17 protein-coding genes are annotated in these 15,731 nt (G+C 71.6%); 14 read left to right on the top strand and 3 right to left on the bottom strand.

Going from position 1 to position 15,731, the window contains the following annotated elements; translation table 11 throughout:
* Positions 1-366: 366 nt before the first annotated feature.
* The gene (locus ACFC1T_RS00300; protein ID WP_375881597.1) at positions 367-921 is read right to left on the bottom strand and encodes a GNAT family N-acetyltransferase; all 555 of its coding nucleotides are present in this window, start codon (positions 919-921) and stop codon (positions 367-369) included.
* A complete protein-coding gene (locus ACFC1T_RS00295; RefSeq protein ID WP_375881594.1) occupies positions 918-1,685 on the bottom strand; it encodes a GntR family transcriptional regulator in 768 nt (255 codons plus the stop codon). Before ACFC1T_RS00295 ends, ACFC1T_RS00300 begins: the two co-directional genes overlap by 4 nt.
* A 644-nt stretch (positions 1,686-2,329) precedes the next feature.
* Here ACFC1T_RS00295 and ACFC1T_RS00290 point away from each other — a divergent pair.
* From ACFC1T_RS00290 to ACFC1T_RS00225, 14 genes are all read left to right on the top strand, one after another.
* The gene (locus ACFC1T_RS00290; RefSeq protein WP_375882319.1) at positions 2,330-2,599 is read left to right on the top strand and encodes a hypothetical protein; all 270 of its coding nucleotides are present in this window, start codon (positions 2,330-2,332) and stop codon (positions 2,597-2,599) included.
* Positions 2,600-2,681: 82 nt separating this feature from the next.
* Positions 2,682-3,662, top strand: a complete 981-nt coding sequence (locus ACFC1T_RS00285) for a DUF2637 domain-containing protein (protein ID WP_375881591.1) — start codon at positions 2,682-2,684, stop codon at positions 3,660-3,662.
* A gap of 51 nt (positions 3,663-3,713) precedes the next feature.
* The gene (locus tag ACFC1T_RS00280) at positions 3,714-4,100 is read left to right on the top strand and encodes an ATPase (protein WP_375881589.1); all 387 of its coding nucleotides are present in this window, start codon (positions 3,714-3,716) and stop codon (positions 4,098-4,100) included.
* Between the two features lie 11 nt (positions 4,101-4,111).
* A complete protein-coding gene (locus ACFC1T_RS00275) occupies positions 4,112-4,540 on the top strand; it encodes a hypothetical protein (RefSeq protein ID WP_375881586.1) in 429 nt (142 codons plus the stop codon).
* Positions 4,541-4,626: 86 nt separating this feature from the next.
* Entirely contained in the window at positions 4,627-5,163 is a 537-nt protein-coding gene (gene traA / locus ACFC1T_RS00270) for a plasmid transfer protein TraA (protein ID WP_375881584.1), read from the top strand.
* A 14-nt stretch (positions 5,164-5,177) separates the two neighbouring features.
* A complete protein-coding gene (gene traB, locus ACFC1T_RS00265) occupies positions 5,178-7,235 on the top strand; it encodes a plasmid transfer protein TraB (RefSeq protein ID WP_375881581.1) in 2,058 nt (685 codons plus the stop codon).
* Positions 7,236-7,362: 127 nt separating this feature from the next.
* Entirely contained in the window at positions 7,363-7,800 is a 438-nt protein-coding gene (locus ACFC1T_RS00260; protein WP_375881578.1) for a hypothetical protein, read from the top strand.
* A 14-nt stretch (positions 7,801-7,814) separates the two neighbouring features.
* Positions 7,815-7,970: a hypothetical protein gene (locus ACFC1T_RS00255; protein ID WP_375881576.1), complete on the top strand. Its 156-nt coding sequence runs from the start codon at positions 7,815-7,817 to the stop codon at positions 7,968-7,970.
* A gap of 107 nt (positions 7,971-8,077) precedes the next feature.
* Positions 8,078-8,854 carry a PP2C family protein-serine/threonine phosphatase gene (locus tag ACFC1T_RS00250; protein ID WP_375881573.1) on the top strand — a complete coding sequence of 259 codons (777 nt, stop codon included), beginning with the start codon at positions 8,078-8,080 and terminating at the stop codon, positions 8,852-8,854.
* Between the two features lie 227 nt (positions 8,855-9,081).
* Positions 9,082-9,930, top strand: coding sequence for a DNA primase (locus ACFC1T_RS00245; RefSeq protein ID WP_375881570.1), 849 nt, complete (start codon positions 9,082-9,084; stop codon positions 9,928-9,930).
* 2 nt (positions 9,931-9,932) lie between these two features.
* Positions 9,933-11,408, top strand: a complete 1,476-nt coding sequence (locus tag ACFC1T_RS00240) for an ATP-binding protein (protein WP_375881568.1) — start codon at positions 9,933-9,935, stop codon at positions 11,406-11,408.
* Positions 11,409-11,847: 439 nt separating this feature from the next.
* Positions 11,848-12,036, top strand: coding sequence for a helix-turn-helix domain-containing protein (locus tag ACFC1T_RS00235; RefSeq protein ID WP_375881566.1), 189 nt, complete (start codon positions 11,848-11,850; stop codon positions 12,034-12,036).
* Positions 12,036-13,190: a tyrosine recombinase XerC gene (gene xerC / locus ACFC1T_RS00230; RefSeq protein ID WP_375881563.1), complete on the top strand. Its 1,155-nt coding sequence runs from the start codon at positions 12,036-12,038 to the stop codon at positions 13,188-13,190. Before ACFC1T_RS00235 ends, xerC begins: the two co-directional genes overlap by 1 nt.
* 1,172 nt (positions 13,191-14,362) lie before the next feature.
* On the top strand, positions 14,363-14,911 hold the full coding sequence (locus ACFC1T_RS00225; protein ID WP_375881560.1) for a hypothetical protein: 549 nt from the start codon (positions 14,363-14,365) through the stop codon (positions 14,909-14,911).
* Positions 14,912-14,972: 61 nt separating this feature from the next.
* Here the strand turns inward: ACFC1T_RS00225 and ACFC1T_RS00220 are convergent, their stop codons facing one another.
* A complete protein-coding gene (locus tag ACFC1T_RS00220; protein WP_375881557.1) occupies positions 14,973-15,731 on the bottom strand; it encodes a glycosyltransferase family 2 protein in 759 nt (252 codons plus the stop codon).

Raw genomic sequence — 15,731 nt, 5'->3', positions numbered from 1 at the left:
TAAGAGCCTACGGAATGGGGCCCCCCGGCCGCCGCCACCTATTCACCACGCCCCCCACGGCCGCCCCCACGCAGGGTGGGCCCGACTCGATCATGATCGAGTCGGCCCCTCCGACGTCTCCGCCACGGAGCCCCCTGTCGGGTTCGAACCGACGACCCCCGCTTTACAAGATCAAGCGCCCTCATCGAGGACCGGCCCGGACGCATCCAGCCCGCCGAATCAGAGTGCTCACGAGGGCGTCCGGATGCATCGGCGTCCTGGCGTGTTGATGTCGGGAAGTGATGTCAGCGCCACCCGGCGCAGGCCCGGCCGGGCGCTCGCAAGTTCGGGGGCCCGACAGCGTGAAGCTGCCGGGCCCGGCGCCAATTAGGCTACGGCGCGCAGGGTTTCGTCGGTGAAGCCGTGCTCGGCCGAGCCCGTGGCGCGCTGGGCCAGCCATCCCGACACGCGTGGACCGCCGTTCACAGCACCACCCTCCCGCTCGGTCCGCACGTGGGTGAACCCGTGCTCCAGGTAGTACCGCTGCAGGCGTTCGTTCGTGGTCCAGGCGTCCAGCCGGAGCCAAACGGCACCCTCGTTGGCGGCGCGCTCGCCAGCCCAGTTCAGGAGGCGTCCGCCGATGTCGTGGCCGGCGTAGGCGCGCGACACGGTCAGCTTGTTGACGAACCGGGACGGCTCGGCGAGCTCGGCGGCGGTCCAGAGCCCCGGCTCGGCCTCCGGGGTCACCGTTATGGTTCCGGCCGTCTCCGCGCCGTCGCGCAGCATGAAGACGACGCCGGCGTCGATCGTGGCCAGCAGCTTGTCGGCGGGGTAGCCGCGGCTCCATTGGTCACTTCCAAGAGTCTGGAGCCAGGCGCCCGCTTCGCGTCGAAAGGCGAGCAGGTGCTCAAGGTCAGCAGGCCTGGCGGTCTCGATGATCACTTCTCGCCGTCCAGAGCAGCCAGGTTGCCGATCTCGTAGTTCATGTGGTTCAGATCCCCGCGAAGCGTCGTGGTCGTGCAGCGGATCGGCTGGTCTGAGGAGTAGCCGGTGCGGCGCCAGACGAGGACCGGAACACCGGAGCCCGTCTGGAGCAGCCTGCTCTCCTCAGGCGTGGGCATCCGGGTCGAGATGTCATCGAAGTAGCCCACCTGCTCAACCCCGATGCCCGCCAGATACCGGGTCGTCCCCTCGTCGATGTCCCCCGGTTCGGCCAGACGCGGAGCCCTCTCGACCAGCCACATCGGGTAGTTCGTGGCCTGAGTCGACCACGGCACCCCGTCTACGAAGCGGTGGCAGAAGCGCAGAACCGTCGTTGCCCCCTCCGAGATGCGGAGCTGCCCTGCCACCTCGGCGGGCGCAGGCTGCATCTCGACGCGGAAGGTCTGGTGCGGCTGACGACCGGCTTGGGTCACGTCGGTGCTGTAGGCATCCCCGTTCTGAGGGAACGTCAGGTTCTCGAAGCGCGATGCGTTCAGGTTGAAGACCTCATGCGACCTGACCTCGTAGGCGAGTCCCTGGCTGGGTGCGATGAGGCCCTCAGAGACGAGCACGTTCAGGCCCGAACGGACGGTGTTCCGGGAGACGTCGAAGCGCTCACAGAGGTCGCGCTCGGACGGTAGGCGGGCGCCGGGCGTGAAAGCTCCAGAGCTGATCTCGTTCCGGAGGGTGTCGGCCACGCGACGGTACAGCGGCTGGGTGCTCATACCTCCATCATGACGCATCCAGTCAACTGGTCCCTACATGTTGGACCAGGGGACTTGACGATTGCGCTCTGTGAGGGCAGCATCATGTTCTGCAGCTGGTACCTACCAGTTGAGCCAGAGGCTCAATGGGGACAAGATGCACGTGCTGGGTTGCGCCTAAAGACGGGCGCGACCTGCACAAATGCACCACCGACAACTCAAGAGAGTGATCCACCACCGCAGTCCTTCCGTGACCACGCCGGTCGGGGTGAGTGGAGACCAGTCGGCAGAGAAGGGGCGCACGCCCTGACACCTCGGCCCGCCCTTAAGACGGCGGCCGTACATGGGACACGCAGCCGACTGAGAGGAGCTACTGGCCTCTCGAAAGAACGACGCGGCGACATTGAGCCGGCGACGACCTCCGGAAGGGATCTCCCCGGAGCGAGCCAGGACCGCGTCCAGAGACCAACCCCCAGCTTCACCAGTGACCACGGCCCTCGACACCCCCTCGCATCCATGACTGCGGGCCGGTGCCGGGGGTCGTGGCTACTCGTGTCGTTCGAGTGGCCCGGGCCCCAACGAGACGGGCCGCCGCGCTCCGGCCAAGGAACGCGCGGCGGCCCTCGGGCCCGCCCCCATGGAGGAGAGGTAGACCCGTGAAGGACATGGTTGCAGCCCAGACGGCCGCGACGAAGGACGAGCTCTCGGAGCTGGCGCTCGGCGTGGACTCGGAGCTGTTCATCGGGGTCCCCGGCGAGAGCGAGATCGAGCGTGCGGCCCGGATGGACGCCGCGGCCGACATCGTGGCGGACCTGCGCCGGGCGGACCCGCTGCTGGCCGCCTACGCCGAGCGCCTGCTGAGCATGGCGCCGGTGCCGCTGCGGCGCCCCGCGATGATCCGCCGCACCGCCCACGTCGGGCGGGTGGCCGCGTGATGGCGGGCCGCGCGCTCACGGTGCTCACAGCCGCTCACCGCTCGCTCACGAAGCGCTCACGGGGCGCCGGGCGGTGGTCGCGGTGAGGGTACCGACGAGCCTGGAACAGATCCGCTCGGCCGAGAAGGCGTTGGCCGTGGGGACGTGGACGATCACGCTGGGCGCGGTCCTGTACAGCATGCTCACGGTGACCCCATTGATGTCCGGACACAGCCCGAAGGGGTGGGAGTGGACGGCTCCGATCCTGCCGCTGGTCGTGGACGCGGCGGTGGTGATCGTGGTCCGCATGGACAGCACGCTCGCCCGCCTCGACGGCGACGGCGGCCGGTGGCCGGTCGTGCTGCGCTGGATGACCGGCGCCATGACGGTGCTGCTCAACGTGGGTCAATCCGCCCTGGACCACGATCGGGTCGGGGTAGCGGTCCACGCGGTGGCACCGCTGCTGCTGATCGTCACGGCGGAAACCTCGCTCGCCTACCGGCGGGCGATCGCCACCGCGCTGGCCGCACGAGCGGCCCGTGAGCGCGATGAGCGAGCCGAGCGCGACCGCCGTCAGGAGGAGCGCCGGAAGCAGGAACGCGAGGACCGGCTAGCCGACTTCGCCCGGGCCGAACAGCGTGACCGTGAGCGCCATGAGCGCGAGCAGCAGACGGCCCGCGAGCAGCGTGAGCACGAGCAGCGCATGGCCCGCGAGGAACGCGACGAACGGGCCCTCCGAGAGGCCGCCGACCGCGACGAACGGCAGCGCCGACAGGACGCCGAGCAGCGTAACCGTGAGCGCCGTGAGCGCGAGGTGAGCGAGCGTGAGCGCCGTGAGCGCGAGCGTGAGCAGGACGCCGAGCGGGAGATCGAGCGACTCCGGAAGGAACTCCTCACCGCCCCCGCCGTCGACGAGCGGCTGACCGAGGAGCAGGCCCGGATGAAGGTCCAGGACTGCGTCGTGGCCCGCATCCCGCAGCGCCGGGCGGTCGACCTGACCGGCTGGTCCGCCGGATGGGTCGCCGCCCTCTACAAGGAACTGCGCCCGGCCGAGCACGCCGGTCCCGCCGCCCTCGCGGCCTGAACCACCCTCCCCTGACCTGCTCCGCTGATCCTCAGCAAGGAGAACCCAGTCATGGCCCTGACCAGTATCGACGTCATCTCGTTCGGCTACGGGCACAGTGCCCCGCCCGTGGCCGACGTGACCCTCGACCTGCGGCTCCACTTCAAGGACCCGCACGTCGACCCGGCGCTGCGCGACCTGACGGCGGCCGACATGTCCGTGCGGCGGGCGGTCCTGACCACCCCGGGCATCCGGGAGCTGATCGCCGCCACCGCGCTGGTGGCCGACGCCTACGAGGCCGGACCGATCGAGGCGCCGCTGACCATCGCCGTCGGCTGCGTGGGCGGGCGCCACCGCGCCGCCACCGTCGCCATGGCCCTCGCCAACCGCCTGTCCAAGACCGGCGTGCCCGTTCGCCTCACCCACCGCGACCTGGCCAAGCCGACCGTCAAGCGTTGAAGGAGCCCAGCATGACCACCAGTCGAGCGGCCCGCTTCGCCGCCGCCTACGCCCTGCTCCGGGGTTCGGCGGACATCGCGGACCACTGGATCCAGAGCGACCACCAGGCCACCACCAAGGGCCAGGACGGGGCGGCCGGCCGCTGGGCCTGCGCCGCGCACGTCGCCTCCTACACCGCCGTCCAGGGCGCCGTTCTGCTCGGCGGCGCCCGCCTGCTGGGCCTGCGGTTGCGTCCCGGCCCGGTGGCCGCCGCGCTGGCGCTCAGCGCGGCCAGCCACTACGTCGCCGACCGGCGCGCGCCTCTGCGCCGCGTTGCGGACGCCACCGGCAAGGGTGCCTTCGTGCGGATGGCCGACCACGGCCTGAACGGCGCCTACCTGCTCGATCAGGCCTGGCACCACGCCTTCGAGACCTGCGCCGCCCTGATCGTCTCGGCCTGACGGCTGCCTGTCCTCGCCCGCCCCGTTCACGGGTCGGGTGGGGGCGGGGAGCCGGGACAGTCCCGGCCCGCAGGGGAGGCACCGCAATGAGCGTGAACACCACGTCGCCGAACAGCGGCGCGAACAACGCCGGCGGCAACAACAACCGCAACGGCTTCGGCTCCGGGGCGACGTTCGCCCCGGGGATCAGCATCAACCTCAACAAGACCACCAACGGTGGCGGTGGCGGCGCCCCGCGGCCGGGCGCCGCCGCGAACCCCGGCACCGGCGTGGACCGCACCTCGCCCCTGGTCCTGCCGGAGCCCGCGTTCTACTCGGCCGCCGACGTGCGCTCCTACTGCGAGGCGCTGCGCGCGTTCGCCGCCTACTCCGCGATCGAGGTGGAGGTGGGGGCCGAGATCCTCAAGGCCGCGCTGGAGCAGGCCCCGCCCGTCCCGGGCGACCACGCGTTCAAGGCGAAGATGCGCGCCCGCGCCGTCGCCAAGAAGGTCTCCAAGGCCGCCGACGCCCTCGCCGACGCCGCCAAGGACGCCGCCGGCGCCTGGGCCGCCTTCCAGCGCGAGTACGCCGACGTCATGACCCCCCGCCCCGCGCAGCAGCAACGCCGCCCGTTCCAGTTCTGAGAGGAAGCCACGCCATGTCGAAGAGGGACAGCACCGACCCGGAGCTGCAGCACCGGGAGAACCTGGAAGGCGCCAGCACCGGCAAGCAGGTGCTGGCGTGGCTGGCGCACCGGGCCAAGCCCTACACCCCGCCGTGGATCCTGACCGGCATGGTCGGGATCGCCGGGTCCGCCGGGTCCCTGGAGTGGCAGGGCTCGGCGGCGGCCGGCGTCGGCCTCACCCTGGGCTCCGTCGCGCTGACCGGCATGACCTGGTGGGCGGGCAAGCGCACGGGCCCGCAGCGGCGTCTGCACTCCGCCGTGACCGTGGCCGCGGCTTCGGCGTGGGTGACCGGGGCCGCGCTCGCCGGACCGACGGCCGGGCCGCTGCCGGACGCCTTCCTGATGGGCGGCCCGGTCGTGGCCCTGTCCTGGAACATCCGCCAGGTCATGCGCCGCAACCCCGACGCCGTCCAGGCCGCCGACAACGCGGACGGCTCGCTGCTGGAGAAGGTCAAGCTCGCCGGAGCGAAGATCCGCAAGACCGAGGTGGAGCCGAACCGCGTCACCGCCGAACTCACCCTCCCTGCTGGGGAGATGACCAACGAGGACGTCACCCGGGCGCTGCCGAACATCGCGTCGGGCCTGGACGTCGCCCCGACCGCCGTGCGCTACCTGCCCGACCCCGACTCCGCCCGGCGCGGTGAGCTGGTCGTGGTGCCCCGGGACATGCTCGCCGAGGTGGTCGAGTGGGAGATGCCCACCAACGTCGGCGGCTCCATCGCCGAGCCGCTGGTCATCGGCCGCTACGACGACGGCTCCCCGCTCATGCTGTGGCTGCCCGGCGACCCGGAGGCCGGCCGCAACGGCACCCACCTGGGGATCTTCGGCATGACCGGCTCCGGCAAGGGCGACGGCGCGCTCAACGTTCTCACCGAGATCATGGGCCGCCGGGACGTCATCGTCTGGCTGTCCGACCCCAAGAGCTTCCAGGACTTCGGCCCGCTGCGGCCGGGCCTGGACTGGGCCGTCGAGGGTGGCGCCGAGACCGAGACCATGGTCTCCGCGTTCCAGGCCGTCATCCCCGCCCGGACCCGCTGGCTCGGCGCCCACGGCTACCGCCAGTGGGTCCCCGCGGCTGCCGAGCAGCAGGACGACCCCGGGCACTCGTGCCAGAAGGGCCGGGCCTGCGGCTGCCCCGGGATGCCGTTCCTGGTCGGCTGGTTCGAGGAGGCCGCCGCCACCATCCGGTTCATGGGCGACGAGGGCTTCACCGAGATCGCCCAGCTCGCCCGCGCCGCCGGCGCCGCCCTGGTCATCTCCCTCCAGCGGCCCAGCCACGACCAGATCAGCACCAGCACCCGGGCCAGCCTGCCGTCGGCCCTGGTGTTCGGCCTGGACGCCCGGGACGAGGGCATGGCCCTGCCCGGCCCGGTCCTGGACGCCGGCGCCCACCCCGGCGCCTGGGCCAACCGCCGCCCCGGCTACTGCTACCTCGTCACCCCGGGCGTCGAAGAGCAGCGCTACAGCTCCCCCGGCCGCACCTTCCGCTTCACCGGCAAAGCCGCCCGCGTCATGGAACAGCTCGCCGCCTGGGCGGTGCGCAACGGCGCCCGCGTCGATCCCGTCACCGCGAAGGCCGCCGCCGCCACCGCCGGCAAGGCCTACACCGACCGCCACCAGGGCACCGCCGACGAGGACGAGGACAGCGTGTACGCCACCCCGGACAACGACGGCGACGCCCACGCCGACGCCGACGGGCGGGTGGACCCGGAGGACGCCGACCTGGACCCGCAGGCCGAACTCCCCCCGGTCCCCGACAGCATGGCCGGCATCGCCTTCGGCCCCGAGTCGGCTGACCCGGACTTCACCCCCGAGGAAGCCCGGGCCGCCATGGACGCCATCGTGGCCGCCTTCGAGCAGGCCGGCGTGATGGTGATCGGCCCGAAGGACGTCATGGAGCAGGCCGCCCAGTTCGGCCGCTCCCGCCCGTGGGTCTCCGGTGAGTTCCGCCGCCTCGTGGACGAGGGCCGGTTGGTGGCCACCGCGAAGGGCGGCCGGTACCGGATCGTCCCCTCCCCGGCGCTGGTCTGACACCCCCTGACACCTGACACCCCCTGACACCCATTCCCCTAGGCAGACGGGGTGTCAGACGGCCCCTGACACCGTCTGACACCCCGCTCTGACGCCTGCCCTGACACCTCCTGACGGGAGACGCACCGTGGACCACATCGCCCCGCAGCCCGCCGTCCCCACGGTGCTCTACACCCCGGACGGCACCCCCTACTACGCCCACCAGCCCGCCCCCGCGCCCCTCGCCCTCTACCACCCGCCCACCCCGCTCCCCGCGCCGATCCACCACCCCGGGCTCACCTACCTGCCCGCCCCGGTGGCCCCCGCCCCGCTCCCGGCGACGGCCGCCGTTCCGGCCCGGGACCCATGGCCCGCCCGCCTGCTCGCCGGCGGCATCGGCATCGGCGCCGGCGGACTCGGGCTCGGCTTCCTGCTCCAGACCCTCGCCGCCGCCACCACCGGCCTCGGCCTGCTCGTCGCCGCCCTCGGCGTCCTCTACCTCCTCAAGAACAGCGGAGGCGGGGGCGGCCGGGGCGGCGGGGGCGCCGTGAACGTGAGCGTCAACATCACCAACCGCAACCGCTGACCTTGGAGAACCCCATGTCCTACTGCGACGACTGCGCGTCCGACGACTGCCCCGGCCACGAGTGGTGCGAGGAGTGCAGCGAAGAGATCTGCAACGAGTGCGGCGGCTGCGACTGCGACGACTCGTACTGCCCCGGCTACGTCGCCCACCAGACCGGCCAGGAGTACTGACCTGCCCGACCGGCCGTGCCACCCGAACCGCCGCCGCAGCCAGCGACGGGGCCCGGGCGGTGCGGGGGACCGGACAGACCGGACCCGCCAAGCCCTGGAGGCGCCCCGTGTTCACCACCCGCCAGACGGCCTCCCAGCACATCGGGAGCCGCACCTACCAGGCCGACGCCACCGCCTACGACGACAACGCCGACACCGGTCACCGGGCGTGGGTGCTGCTCGACGGCATCGGCGACCGCGTCCACACCGCGGCCTGGGTCCGCACCACCTCCCTCGCGCTCGCGCGGGCGGCGGCCCGACTCGGCGACCCCGGCGCCGCCATCCGCCAGATTCGGCCCGTTCTCCACGCCGACCGGGCCACCCTGAACCACCCGCGCGACTGGCCGGCCGACGCTGCCGCAATCGTCGCCGTCCTCACCCCCGCCGGCCGCCTGCACATCGCCTGGGCCGGGGACTGCCGCGCCTACCTCGCCGAACGGGGCCGAGCCCACCTCCTCACGGTCGACCACAACGAGGCCACCACCAGCCGCCGGGAGGGCCGCGACCCCGAGCCCGCCGACAGCGACCGACTGACCTCGTCGCTGTGCCACCTCACCGGCCGCGTCGACACTGTCACCGTGGACTTCGGCCCCCGTCCCGGGCTGCGGCGCCTCCTGCTCGCCTCGGACGGCGCCTACCTGCCGCACGAGCAGGCCGGTACCCTGCCCCCGCCCAGCCCGGACGGCTCCCCCCGGCACCGCGACGGGCGTGCCGTCCCGGCCCCGCTTCTCGCCGGCGCCCCTGGGCCCGTCGCCCGCCGGATCACCGACCTCGCCGTGCGCGCCGACCCCACCGGGGCCGATAACGCCACCGCCCTGGTCATCGACCTGCACCCCGTCCGCTAGCCCGCCCGGCGCGCGGTGCTTCTGGACTGGCGCGACGCCCGCCATTACGACCGCACCGGCGACCGCCCGTGCCGCTGGTGCGGTCGCCCCACCCCGCTGCGGGACGACCACCGCAGGCCTTCCCACAAGGTCTGCGCCGAGGCGAACGCGGCGAACGACAACGGCGGCCCCCTTCCGCCAAGAACCGGGGCCGCCGCCAATCCAGCACACAACTGGAGGAGTCCAGCATGACCCATCTGCCCCCGATCCGGGGAGAGCACCTGTCCACCGCGCTCTCCCTGGCCGCCGACGGCGTGCCTGCCTTGCCCTTGCGGGCCGGGAAGGCCACGTTCGGCAACTGCCGGCGCTGCAGCGGCAACGCGTGCGGCGGCCGGCCGAACATGAAGACCCCCGGCCCATGTGCCTGCCCGAAGCCGTGCCACGGCTGGGCCGCCGCCACCACCGACCCCGACGTCCTCACCTCCCCCGCCTGGGCGCGGGCGTGGCGCGAGGCGGCGGCGGTGGCCTACCACCCCGGCGGCGCCGGGTGGACCGTCGTCGACCTCGACAACACCGAGGCCATCGCCTGGGCCCGCGAGACCCTGCCCGCCACCCGGATCGTGCGCACCACTCGGGGAGAGCACTGGATTTACCAGGGCGTCATGCCCTCGCGGAACGCGGTCCGGCCCGACGTGGACATCAAGTCGGCCATGCAGTACGCCCGGTGGCTCGGCCCCGGCACCGGCACCATCACCACCCTGCCGGACGCCGTACGCGACCTGGTTGTGAAGCAGCCTGCTCCGGTCCGGCCCGTGACCGTTCCCGCTCCGGCCGCCGGCGGGGCGTGCCCGCACCGCACCCCGGCCTACCTGAACCGCGGACTCGCCATGGCCGAGCAGCGCATCACCGAGGCGCCCAGCGCGGTGCACGCCACGGTGTTCGCGACGTTCCTCGCCGTGCTCTCCACCCACGGCCGGTGCGGGTGCCTGACCGAGGCGCACACCGAGCGGCTGTTCGCCGCCGCGCAGGCCAAGGGCGAATCGCCCCGGCACTGCGCCGACGCATGGGCCAACGCCCTTGCCAGGTTGGGGATGTAGCCGTGGCCGAGGACGAGAAGACCCCGGCGCGTGAGGTCGTCGCCGACTACGCCCGCCAGCACTTCCGGTACTTCCGCACCACCGACGGCGCCGTGTACGCCCAGCGCACCGGCCACCCCGTGGCCCGGCCGATCCGCTCCCAGGGCACCACCGGCAGCCACCGCCAGGAACTCATGGCCGGCCTGTTCAAGGACGGGCGCGGCGTCTTCAACGGCACCGCCATCAAGGAGGCGTTGGACTTGATCGAAGCGCTCGCACTGACCGAGGACGTGCAGCCCGTCCACATCCGGGTCGCTCCCGGGTTCGACGGCGCCACGTGGCTCGACCTCGGCCGGGCCGACGGGCAGTCCGTGCGCATCCACCCCACGGGCTGGGACATCACCGTCCCGGACCCGCGTGAGGTGTGCTGGCGGCGCACCCAGCTCACTGGCGAACTCCCCCTGCCCGCCCGGGACACCGACGGCAAGGGCATCGACCTGCTGCTCCGGCTGACGAACTTCGCCGACGCGGCAACCGAGTGCCTCGCGATCGCCTGGCTGATCGGCTGCCTGGGGCCGTCCGTGCCCGTGCCCGCCCCGTTCCTCACCGGCCCGCAGGGCGCTGGCAAGTCCACTGGCGGCCGGATGCTGGTGCGGATCATCGAGGGCATGAGCGGCGACCTGCGCCGGGCCCCGAAAGGCGAGGAAGACCTGATCGCCGCCGTGGCGGCCGGGTGGGTCACCGCCCTGGACAACCTCTCCCACATGGGCCCGGACCTGTCCGACGCCATGTGCTGCATCGTCACCGGCGCCGAGTCCGTCAAGCGCGCCCTGTTCACCGACGGGGACGTCCACCGCTCCGCCTACCGCCGGCCGCTGCTGCTGACCGGCATCGACGTCGGCGTCATCCGGCCCGACCTCGCCGAACGCCTGCTGCCCCTGCGGCTGGAACGCCCCAGCATCCGGCGCACCGAGGCGGAGCTGTGGGCGGAGTACGCGGAGGTGCTGCCCGTCGTCCTCGGGTCCCTGCTCGACCTCGCGGTCAAGGTCCGCGCCGCCGAAGCCGAGACCCCGACCGACCTGCGCATGGCCGACTTCGCGCACCTGTGCGCGCAGCTCGACGCCGCGACCGGCTTCGGATCGCTCGCCGCCTACCGGGCCAGCCTGGACGACCTCAACGACGACGTCATCGAGGGCGACCTGTTGGCGCAGACCGTCCTCCAGCACGCCGAGACCATCGCCCCGGGACAGGCGCAGCGCATGTCGTCCACGGAGTGGCTGCAGTGCCTCAGCCGCCTCTACAGCGGCGACGAACTCCGCCCCCTGCCCAAAGGCTGGCCGACCACCGGCAAGGTGCTGTCCGACCGGCTCAAGCGCTTGCAGCCCACCCTCGCGGCCCGGGGCGTCCTCATCGACTCCGGCCGTACGAAGGAACGCCGCTACCTCGAAATGGCCCGACCGGCGGCCCCCGTCGAGCATGAGCAGACCCGGCTGCTCTGACCCCCACGGACAAGCAAGAAGAGCACCCGGCTCCGTCCCGGACGGGTGCTCTTCTTGCTTGTCGGCGAAGCCGCCTGAGAATCGCGCCGCGCAGCGGCTCCTTCTTCACGCTCTAAGGCACGCCTAACTACAACAACAGCCCCCTCCTTTTCCTAAGTAGGAAGACGCTGCGTCACCTGCGTCACACGGGCCCGGAAACGGCCCCTGACCTGCGCCGAAGAGGGTGACGCAGACGACGGCCGCTGCGTCATCCTGCGTCACCTGCGTCACCTCGATGACGCGGCCGATGACGCACCGGTGACGCAGACCCCGCTCACTGCGTCACGCAAAACCGCAGGTCACAGACCCGAATGACGCAGATGACGCGATGACGCAGAAATCCGCACCTCGGACAAACCCGCACCACGAGAGGCCCCACGCCACCGCCCAGGGAGCACACGTGAGCACCATCCCGCCCCTCGCTCTGGAAGTCCCGGAAGTCATGGAGGCGCTGCGGCTGAGCCGCAGCAAGGTCTACGACCTCATCCGCTCGAAGAAGCTCGCGAGCTTCAAAGAGGGCGCCTCCCGCCGCATCCCCGTGACCGCCCTGCACGACTACGTCCGCACCAAGATGGAGGAAGCCGCCTGATGGTGAAGAAGCGCAACCCCAATGGCGCCGGCACCGTGACCCTGCGCAAGGACGGCCGGTACCAGGCCGCCGTCTACGTCCCCCAGCCCGACGGCACCCGGGCACGCAAGTTCGTCTACGGCAAGACCTGGACGGAGTGCGACGAGAAGCGCCAGGAACTCGTCCGACGCGATCGGCAGGGCGTCCCGACGCCCACCCGGTCGGCCAAGCTCGCCGAGTGGCTCCCCTACTGGCTGGAGCACTTCATCAAGCCCCAGCGCAAGCGGACGACGTACGACAAGTACGAGATGCACATCCGACTTCACCTCGTGCCGGTGCTCGGCTCGAAGAGCCTGGAGAAGCTCGGCACCGCCGACGTCCGCAAGCTCATCAGCATCGTGACCAAGAAGGTGTCGACGGCCACCGCCAAGGAGACGCACCTCGTGCTCCGCACGGCGCTCTCCGCCGCCGTGCGGGACGAACTGATCACCCGCAACGTCGCCAAGCTCGTCCAAGCCCCGCGAGTGGAGTACCGAGTGACCAAGCCCTGGAGCCTCGACGACACGCTGGTCTTCCTGGAGGGATCCCGGCAGGACCCGCTGTACGCCGCGTTCGTCCTCGCCGTTGCGCTCGGCCTGCGGCGGGGGGAGATCCTCGGGCTGCACTGGTCCGACATCGACCTGGAGAACCGCACCCTGACCGTCCGGCGCCAACTCCAGCGCCGGGATGGCGAGTTGTACGAGGACACCCCGAAGTCGCGCCGCCAGCGAGTCATCCCGCTCCCGATGATGTGCGTCGCTCCCCTTCGTTGGCAGCGCCTGCGGCAGGCCGAGCAGCGACGCCAGCGGCTGGCGGCGGGGAAGGACTGGCCGGAGTCCGGCTCCGTCTTCACCACGGCGACGGGCCAGCCGATCGAGCCGCGGAACCTCACCCGCTCGTTCACGCGGGTCGCAAAGGCCGAGTCCCTGCCGCCGATCCGGCTGCACGACACCCGGCACGGGTGCGCGACGCTCCTGTCCGCCGCCGGCGTCGCGCCCCGGGACCTGATGGCGATCCTCGGCCACAGCCAGATCGCCGTCACGATGGAGATCTACACGCACGTGGTGCAGGAGAGGCAGCGCGAGGCGATGAGCCACATGGACCGCCTGTTGAAGCGCCGCCGCAAGACCGACTGATGTCATCCGGAGATGTCAGAACGCCCCGGGCCGATCACGGCCCGGGGCGTTCTGCGTTCTTCGGCGCTCTGACCTGCGCCGGAAGCTGAGCCCCCTGTCGGGTTCGAACCGACGACCCCCGCTTTACAAGGACAGTCGTTCGACACCTGGCGTGACCTGCGGCTCGTCCACCCTGCCGGTTCCCGGGTTGCCTCGCCGCCGGCACCCGCGATTCGCCGCCACGTACCGCCCGTTCTGGCACGCCTGTGGCACGGCGTTACACTGCGAATGCCCTGCGTCGGTCGATGCCCACACCCCTAAGCGTCGGCCTGTTGTGGAGGGGACCAGCCGTGTTCGAGCCGGGCCAGGGTGGGGTGAAACCGCCATGGCAGCTGGCCTGCGGCCATGATTCGGGCTGAGCGGGTGGTCCCCTCCTCGATCGGGCAGCTTCGCCGCACCCGGGTTCTCCTGGGGCCGCCAAGGCTCACCCGGTGACGCTTGCGCTTGGCCTTGGCGGCCCCAGGAGGTTCCGGGTACGCCCTTGGGTGACCGGTCGATGAGGGGGCCTCCCGCGACCCGCCCACGATCACCCCGTCGAAGCCGCACCCAGGAGCATGCCCCTGGTCCCCTCCGAGGAGGGCCGGGGTTTGGGGCGGCGCCCCATGGCTCTGATGCTCGTTGCGCGACCCCGGGCCGCGGTCATCGGCGGGGTGGGTTCTGAGCTGCACCTTGCGCTCCCTCCTCCGCTGCGGGGGAAGTCTTGTCTTGTCCGTACCCGCCCCGGCCTTAGCTTTCCGCCCATCGGGCGCGGCCGCCGACGGCGAAGCCCCAGCCGGGGCGCAGACAGGAGGCGGGGCGCGCGCCGGAGAAGGCCGGCGCCGCCGCGCTTTGCGCGGTCACCCCGAACCTTGTGTGAGGCTGCTGTTCCAGTAGTTCAGGAGGCCGGGAATCAACGCCGGATCTCAGATCCGCCGTGATGTGCCTTCCCCTTGGGCTCCGCCCACCTCCCGCCGAGCGGAGCGAGGTGCTTGAATCAGTAGAGAAACTCGTAACAGCGATCCTCACCCCCACACCTCCTCACTCCCCGTCTGCTCCCTGCCTCGGGGCCGGGTCGGCCGCCTATCATCGGCAAGCTCTGATCTGACTGCTGTTCACATCTCGGTCCGGGGGCCATGGATACGATCACCCAGCTAGTGACCATCGCCGCTGTCGTGCTCGGCGGGTTGACCACGTACGCGACGAACAACCTGATGGAGCGGAGCAAGCGTCGGGACGGGCTCCGAACACGCTGGGATGAGAGGAAGTTGGACGCCTACGTCGAGTACGTTGCTGCCGTTCGGGCCTGCATCTACGCGGCCGTGTTGGCCTACGAGGTGGCCCAGGATCTCCGGTCAATGCCTCGCACCGAGCATGAGCTGTTGATCGACCTCACCGAATGCGAACGCCGCCGGGCACTGGCATTTGAGCGGTTGATGATGCTGGCCGGGGAGCCTGTCATCGAAGCTGGCCACGCCGTGAACGTCGCGACACTTGAGATCGACTGGCGGGCCCGCGGACTGGTGAACGGCACCCTCGTGGAATGGCGTGAGCTGCATGCCGAGGCGTTCCGGGCGATCAACGCGTTCCACGATGAGGCTCGCGCTGACCTCGGTGTCAACGGGCTCTTCGCCCATCGTCGGCACTCCGATCGAGGCCTGATCCTGCCCACCCCTCGCTCCTCGACGCCGGCCGATCCGGAGTAGAGACAGCTCGGCCCCGACAACGGGTTCTGTCCGTCGCCGGGGCCCGGTGAGGCCAAAGCCGTCAGGCCGCCTCGAACCGCCAGGTGTCCAGGGCGAGAAGCGACTCGGCCCGGGCCTGGATGACCGCCATGCGGGCCGCGCGCTCGATCTCCTGGCTGTGCGCCGCTTGGTGCGTGCTCTGCCCAGGCCACTTGCGGTACAGGAGACCGGTCTCCTCGATGAACCACCCACGGCTGACCGCGTTGAGCGCCAGTAGGAGCCCTGTGTCCTCAGACGCCGGGAGCGCCATCCACCCGCCGAGCGCGAGCAGCAGGTCTCGCCGGACGCACAGCGTCGCCGGGTGCACCTGAGCACGGAAGTCGTGGGCCTTCCAGTGGGCCAGCACCTCGCCCCGCTCGATTGGCCCAGCCGGCGGGTCCTGGTCGAAGCCGACCGTGCTGCCGTCCGGCAAGAGGTCGAGCACGCGCGATGTCGTCCACGCCACATCCGGCCGACTGGTCAGCACCGCAACGTCACGAGCGAGCGCGCCTGCGGGAAGCTGGTCGTCGGCATCGAGCACCTTCACGAACTGTCCGGTGGCCCGCGACAGGCCCATGGTCCGCGCCATGCCCGCCCGACCGTGCCGCCCCTGGCCGAAGCTGATGCGCGCATCGTCCGGAACGTGCGGGGCCACGTCGTCCGTCTCGCCGTCCTGTTGGATCACCCACTGCCAGTCCCACCCGGCAGGAAGATCCTGGTCGAGCAGCGACTTGTAGGCGTCTCCCAGATACTCGGCGCTCGGTCCGTGGACGGCCGTGATGACGGTTACGAGATTGGTCAT

The organism is Kitasatospora sp. NPDC056076, from assembly GCF_042266305.1.
Classification (GTDB): Bacteria; Actinomycetota; Actinomycetes; order Streptomycetales; family Streptomycetaceae; genus Kitasatospora.
Note: the sequence above shows the minus strand (reverse complement) of the source record. Positions and strands in the feature narration are given on the sequence as shown.